The following is a 6,000-nucleotide window of genomic DNA, read 5'->3' as shown; positions in this document are numbered from 1 at the left end:
GCCGCTCCTGCCCCCATCGCCGCCGGCTCGGCTAGGGATTGGGTAATGTTCGCTATGGCAGCATCGTGCGTCTGACCCTGCCATTGATTCAAGTCTTCTTGCTTCCGTAACGCGTCGTTGAATGCGTCTGTTGCCGAAGTGATGTTGTACGATGTCGCTCGCCAAGCGTTGCCATTTCCGTTATCGAGAATGCTATCGGCATGAACAAAATCTGCCATCAGCTGCAAATAACTCATTTGCATGAAGTCTTCAATAGGAACTGATTCGGCGGTCGTATTGCCGCTGATATTGTTGAGCAGGGAGCTCAAGTCAAACTGTTGTACATCGCTGTTTTTAAGGTTCTGTAAGTTATTTATGTCATCTTGCGTGAGATCGTGGTCCGAGATATTGATCCCATTATGTTGCAGCTTGGTGAGATCTATCTTGTTAGAGATCGCCCAGTTGACCAGGCTATTGACGTCGGCTTTCGAAATATCGATACCGGGATGGTCCAGGGCATCGAGACTTATCCCGTTCTGCACCGCATATTCAACAAGATCCGTGACGTTGGCCTTCGACAAATCGATAGCAGGATTATCCAGCGTATCGAGACTTATCCCGTTCTTCAGCGCGTATTCGATAACGTCAGTGACGTTGGCCTTCGACAGATCATAACCGTCGTCCACGAGGGCTTGGATACCCCCTAGGGAATCCAAGTGTGATTCGATAAGGCCATCGATGTAGCTGGTATCGTTGGAATTTCCCACGGCTGAACTCCGATACTAACCGGACTCGATAAGACGATTACACGCGGCGTTCACGGTCGCTTCGAATGCATCAAGGTAAGCCAAATACTTGTCCATCGACTTCTGCGCGCCGGTGAGGCCAGTAATGTCGAGTTGCAAATTCTGTTTTGTCAGATTCGCGGAGTGAAGGTCACCGGGATTACCGAGCGACACCTGGTTGTTCATCTTGTTGCGCTCGGCCTGTAGCGCATTCCGGTACGTTTCGATGATCTTCAGGTACTGGTCGCGAGTGGCGGTGGACAACTTCACATCAGCCTTACCGTTGTTCTGCAAATCTTTCAAGCCTTGAGTTAAATTGTCGATGTTCGATGTTTGGCCGGGTGCCGAAGCATTATCAGGTGGCGGCGTACTATTGGTGTTCGAATTGCCGCTGTCTGAATTATCACTGCTTGCCATGGGTCACAACCTTTCGAAGGTTGGAGCCCGGGCGCCGCACAATTACAGCGCCCGGGTTCCCTGCCGATAGTCAGAACTGCGCAGCGTGCTGGGCGTCGAGGGCCTGCATGAGTTGCTGTTGGTCCTGCGCTTGCTGCTGCGTGACTGTCATGTCTTGCAGCACATCATCGAGCATCGAATTGATGTTCCGCTGCGCCTGATCGAGCGCGTCCGCACCTTGGCCCTCATACACCGTAAGCAATACGGCGAAGAGGTTGCCGATTTCTTCCCTGGCGTCGTGAATACCACTAAGGCCGCCCCTGACGTCCGTCAGCGAGGCATCATTCTGTTGGAAGTTGTAGAGAATGTCGCTCATGACTTTGATGCTCCTTTAGCCCTGGTCCGCGTTCTGGACGGCGTTTATCTGCGCCTTGGCGGTGTCCACGATCTGGTTGAGGTTGTTGATGATTGTGGTGATGTCGTCGTGCTGCGTCGCTGACAAGTTGCCGTACTTCGTCGCGCTGCCGCCCTGCCAGCCCGAAGTCAGCATGGTGGTCTGCGTCTCGTGAATATTGTGGAGCGCCTTGAGCGCATTCTGGCGTGCATCTTCGATTTGCCCCAGTTTCACCGGCGCCTGACCCGGATCAAGTTTGAGCGTCATTTGTTTCTTTTTCCTTTCTCATTGGTGTTTGATGCTGCGGGAAAACCGCTTCTCACCTGCCACGGCGCATCGCTGCTACAACTCACCCCATTTCTCCTCGGCGAGATTGACGAGTTGGGCGATCGCCTGACCGACAGCTTGATCAGAACCGGCCTTGAGGGTGCTCCACAGTTGTCCGGTCGGCGAGGCGCTCGGGGCGCTGATGATGCGCCCACGCCTGGTGTAGAACACCGCGACCGCGGCAGGACCCCGCGAAATCCTGTCATCACTGCCGGCCAGCGCGTAGTAGACGATTTCGGCGAATGCCCGCCGCGACGCCAACGCCGAACCGAGCAGGTTCGCGGCATACGATTCCGCCCCAAGAAATCGGATGCGGTCGGCCAGCTGCACGGGATCATGGGTGCCGGATAGGCTTTCGACCATGTCCAGCAAGGGCGCTCCCACGGGCTGAACTTCAGCGGGCTTGGCACGTGGTAGCTCAGCGAGCAAGGCCGTCGACACCTCCCGCAACTCGACCCCGCGGCCGATGATGCGCAACAAAATGTCATCGGCGATCCGGCGCGCCAGCACGCACAGCGTTCCTCGTCTCGCGACGCTGACGCCGGCGGTGCCGTCAGGCGTCACCAACCTCATGGCCAATTCCCGATCCGGCCGTTGCAATGCCTCCAGTACCGGCACCAACTCCGGGTGCAAATCACCGGCGACGATCAGATTGCGCCCCACTAGTTCTCGAACCGCTGTATCGATCGCCGCTTCCCGTCGATCGATAGTCGTGTGCCGCGAACGCGACGCTAGAACGGCCGGCAGGTCATGCAATCCGACACACGACGCCGCGACCCGAAACTGATCGTCGGTCAATGTCAGTTCGTGTGACAGTGCCGCGGTCATGGCGTCGACCTCTCGTCAGCGCCGATAACAGGCGGGGAGACCCACCGATTTGAAACTTGCTCCAGTGTGGGCTGCGCCGCATCGGCGTACTGGGGCGGTTCGGGTTCGGCGGGCGCGGCGAGTTCGTCGAACACTGCGGTGTTCGCGCCCCAACTGACATGCGACACGACCACAGGCGAATCGCTGTGTTGCGTTGCAGGCAGCCACGACGGGTCGCCTGGGGCGATCCCTGCGCCCGGCTCACCGCCACCATCGAGGGTTACCGCCAAAGATGATTGGTGCTCACGGGTGCCGGCGCCGCGTGCTAGCGCCGCCATCGGACCGTACCCGCCACCCATACCTGCCATACCAGACGCGCCGCTGGTGGCTTCGATCTTGACGGACTCCTTGGGGTTGGCGCTCGACTTGACCGCATTTGCGCGGAATGGCGCCAACGGCGGCGGCGGCGGCACAGCTGCGCCGCCCCCGCCGCCGGGATGAACGCTGCCTACCCCGTCATCGTCCGATTTCGCGTGCCGGTCGGATTCGTGCACGTCGCCGCGGCTGACGTGCGGCACGGGGGGCTGTTGCCAAGGTGCGGCCAACCCGCTGCATGCTTCCTCGTACTGGTACATCACCGCTGACGCGTTGGCCTGATGGGCGGCCAGCGCCTGGTCGAATTCGGCGAACTGCCCGTTGAGTACCGCACCGTTGTACGCGGCCAGCGACGCCATGACGTCGTGGGCGGTCCTGGTCTCGATCGCTTCGGATACGCTCGGCATCGCCAACACCGCGGCGCTATAGGCGACTGCCGCTTGCTCGGCACGCCGACCGTTGTCGGCCGCGCACAGACTCGCGGACCGCAGCCACTGGCCGAACTCGTCGAGTTTGCGGGCCACCGCGTCGGCGCCCCGGCTGGCAAACGAAGTCTTTATTTGGTCGACAACTTTGTCGTATTCCTTAGAGATGCTTGCCCATTCGTCGGCCACGCGGACCCAGGCGGCACCGGCCTGGCCGACCGGCATCGGTCCCGGGCCGGTGGTCAGGCCGCGGGCGAGCTGTTCCGCGCTGCGCGACTCCCATGCCACATTGGTAAACCCCATGCCCTGACCTCCTCTCCTTTCCAGAACTGACTGCCGCAACCCGATCCGCCCGTCAGACAGCGAAGTCCTGCTCGGCCCCAACGATGTTGTCGGTCTGGGCTCGCAACGTCGCGGCAATTTGGCGGATCGCATTGGCGCCTTGATTAGCAAGCTCGCGGAAATCGGCGTGGACATTATTGAGCGTTGAGGCGACACGTTGTGAGACCTCGTCACGAGCGGGGGCGGCCACCGCGAGGTTTGGCGCCTCCGCCTCCATCAGGTTCTCCGCGCGACTTGCCAATTGGTCAAGACCCTGGGTTGCATTGACCAGGTCGGCCGGCTGCATCCGCAAGTCAGCAGTGCTCGTCATGACTGAACTCCTTTGCTAGATGGTCATGTACTAGATGGTCAGGTCGATCTGCGGGCTGGCGATCGTTTCCTTCACACCGATCACCGGTGGGGCGACGGCGCCGAGGTCGCCGATGATCTCGTCGCCCTGGTCGGTGGTATGCAGGAAAGCCGCGGCATTGTGGCTCTTACCGACACCGGCATTCGCGCCGCGTGCCATTGGGGCGCCACCCATCATTGGGGCACCTCCCATGGCGGCGGGCATGACGGCTTCGCCGTTTGTCACCGCCGCGCTGGCCGTGTCGTCTATTGCCGTCATTGGCATCTGCGCGGCCAACCGCGACGGAAACGTCCCGACCGCCATAGCGCCGGCCCCGCCGTGGCTTGCGCCACCGCCGCCATGCTCACCTTTGTGGTGGGCCGGATCCTTGCCGTCGGGTTGTCCCTGCTGATCTACGCTGCCGGCCAGCTGGGGCGGCGCGCTCTGTCCGGCGCCGGACTGGATCGCTCCCGTGGCTGCGCTGACACCTTCCATCGCCGGCATGGCCAGGCCAGTTGCGAGTTGCATCATCGGAGAAAAGGACGACCCCAGCGCTGATGAGCTGCCGAGCGGTGCACCAAGCGCGCTGGCCGACGCAGCAAGCGCTCCGGGCGGAGCAGCGAAAGCGGCCGCCGGAGCCAGCGACCCGGCCTGAGTCGCCGCCGAGGCGGCAGAAGTCCCAAGCGATGTGGCCGGGGCCGCGGCAAGGTTCATGCCCACCCCAGGCGCCGAGGTGATAGCGACCGGAGCCCCGGCCGCGGTGACATTTGCGGCTTCGACGCCCAGCGAGCTCTCAAGTTGGGTCACCACCTGGGTGGCTTGCGTGATCGCCTGGTTCGCCGCCGCGATGGCCGCAGCGATGCCCCACGGAAAGATGATGTTCGGGCCGATGGCCGCCAGCGTCGCCATGAACTGGTTCACGATCTCGACAAGCTGCGCTTGAGCCTGCTGAACGCTGGCGGTGGCCGCCGAGAGGCTAGCGGCCAGATTTTTCGCCTGGCTGGCCAGGTCGCTGCCGTTCGTCAAGGCAGCCGCCGTCTTTGTCTGGGCGGCGGATGCGGCCGTCCCCTGCCATGCGCCGGCGAGGTCACCTAATGTGCTTTGCGTGGACTGCCCGGCCGACTCGAGCGCGTTCGCGATGCCACCGAGCATCTGCGTCGGATCCAGGTCGCCGAACTGTCCCGAACCCAACGTTCCCAGTGCGTCGAGTACCGGTTGAATCAGCGCGGTGCCCAAGCTTGAGAGCATTCCCAGATTCTGAGCGCCTGCATTTGGCGTGCCATTGGCATCGCCCTGCGCTGTTGGAGTTCCGGTATCGGTTGTCGCTCGAGGCGATGCGGCTTGCGGCAACGGCGGCACATCCAAGCGCTCGAGAATGCTGTGCACCGGCTGATTGAGGTAGTCGGCGAGGTTTGTTTCGCTCGCGTTGATGGCGGATTTCGGGTCGGCTTTTGCCTCCGCGGGCGCTACCAAAAACGAGGACGGCGGCTCAAGCGCAGTGCGTTGCAGCGGTAACGAAGCCGGACTTGCTTGCGGTGCAAATGTCATTGCGAGCCAATGTCATCCATTGTCAGCAGCGACAAAGGACATCGCTGCCAACGCCGTCTGTGCCCCGATTCCCGCGTGTACCCTGCTCAGTTCCAGGGTGGCCGCAAGATGGTTGGCTTGCGCTGGTCCATAGGCCGCGAGATAGCTGGCCCCAATGGGGCCCAGCGCCGCGGCGGCGGCACCCAGCATTGCCGCTGAATCGGCCGAGCCTGCCGCCGAGATCATGTCCGCCGCAGCGGTGTTGGCAGCAGCGAAAGCCGCTAGCCCGGCAGGAACAACTGAAAAGACCACCGA

Annotated in this window: 9 protein-coding genes; all 9 read right to left on the bottom strand. The window is 61.7% G+C overall.

From position 1 onward, the window contains the following. A partial coding sequence (locus A5624_RS27895; protein WP_156748706.1) for a hypothetical protein occupies positions 1–746 on the bottom strand: 746 nt, incomplete at its 3' end. 15 nt (positions 747–761) lie between these two features. Then, positions 762–1,181 carry a hypothetical protein gene (locus A5624_RS00730; RefSeq protein WP_156748705.1) on the bottom strand — a complete coding sequence of 140 codons (420 nt, stop codon included), beginning with the start codon at positions 1,179–1,181 and terminating at the stop codon, positions 762–764. A gap of 70 nt (positions 1,182–1,251) precedes the next feature. Continuing rightward, positions 1,252–1,536 carry a hypothetical protein gene (locus A5624_RS00725; protein WP_066859920.1) on the bottom strand — a complete coding sequence of 95 codons (285 nt, stop codon included), beginning with the start codon at positions 1,534–1,536 and terminating at the stop codon, positions 1,252–1,254. A gap of 15 nt (positions 1,537–1,551) precedes the next feature. Continuing rightward, positions 1,552–1,821 (bottom strand): hypothetical protein, encoded by a 270-nt coding sequence (locus A5624_RS00720; RefSeq protein ID WP_066859917.1) that lies wholly within the window; start codon positions 1,819–1,821, stop codon positions 1,552–1,554. A gap of 75 nt (positions 1,822–1,896) precedes the next feature. Beyond that, positions 1,897–2,709 (bottom strand): ESX secretion-associated protein EspG, encoded by an 813-nt coding sequence (locus A5624_RS00715; RefSeq protein ID WP_066859912.1) that lies wholly within the window; start codon positions 2,707–2,709, stop codon positions 1,897–1,899. Further along, complete coding sequence (locus A5624_RS00710; RefSeq protein ID WP_066859909.1) at positions 2,706–3,791, bottom strand: PPE domain-containing protein; 1,086 nt, start codon at positions 3,789–3,791, stop codon at positions 2,706–2,708. The genes A5624_RS00715 and A5624_RS00710 overlap by 4 nt, the downstream gene beginning before the upstream one ends. 52 nt (positions 3,792–3,843) lie before the next feature. Beyond that, on the bottom strand, positions 3,844–4,140 hold the full coding sequence (locus A5624_RS00705) for a PE family protein (protein ID WP_066859906.1): 297 nt from the start codon (positions 4,138–4,140) through the stop codon (positions 3,844–3,846). A 30-nt stretch (positions 4,141–4,170) separates the two neighbouring features. Then, positions 4,171–5,706: a hypothetical protein gene (locus A5624_RS00700; RefSeq protein ID WP_156748704.1), complete on the bottom strand. Its 1,536-nt coding sequence runs from the start codon at positions 5,704–5,706 to the stop codon at positions 4,171–4,173. Between the two features lie 12 nt (positions 5,707–5,718). Next, positions 5,719–5,997, bottom strand: coding sequence for a hypothetical protein (locus A5624_RS27035; protein WP_082990454.1), 279 nt, complete (start codon positions 5,995–5,997; stop codon positions 5,719–5,721). Positions 5,998–6,000 lie beyond the last annotated feature (3 nt).

This window comes from Mycobacterium sp. 1482292.6 (assembly GCF_001672995.1).
GTDB lineage: Bacteria > Actinomycetota > Actinomycetes > Mycobacteriales > Mycobacteriaceae > Mycobacterium > Mycobacterium europaeum_A.
Note: the sequence above shows the minus strand (reverse complement) of the source record. Positions and strands in the feature narration are given on the sequence as shown.

Coding starts and splice junctions, on each gene's coding strand:
- A5624_RS00730 (WP_156748705.1), bottom strand. CDS start 1,181: ATGGCAAGCAGTGATAATTCAGACAGCGGCAATTCGAACACCAATAGT.
- A5624_RS00725 (WP_066859920.1), bottom strand. CDS start 1,536: ATGAGCGACATTCTCTACAACTTCCAACAGAATGATGCCTCGCTGACG.
- A5624_RS00720 (WP_066859917.1), bottom strand. CDS start 1,821: ATGACGCTCAAACTTGATCCGGGTCAGGCGCCGGTGAAACTGGGGCAA.
- A5624_RS00715 (WP_066859912.1), bottom strand. CDS start 2,709: ATGACCGCGGCACTGTCACACGAACTGACATTGACCGACGATCAGTTT.
- A5624_RS00710 (WP_066859909.1), bottom strand. CDS start 3,791: ATGGGGTTTACCAATGTGGCATGGGAGTCGCGCAGCGCGGAACAGCTC.
- A5624_RS00705 (WP_066859906.1), bottom strand. CDS start 4,140: ATGACGAGCACTGCTGACTTGCGGATGCAGCCGGCCGACCTGGTCAAT.
- A5624_RS00700 (WP_156748704.1), bottom strand. CDS start 5,706: ATGACATTTGCACCGCAAGCAAGTCCGGCTTCGTTACCGCTGCAACGC.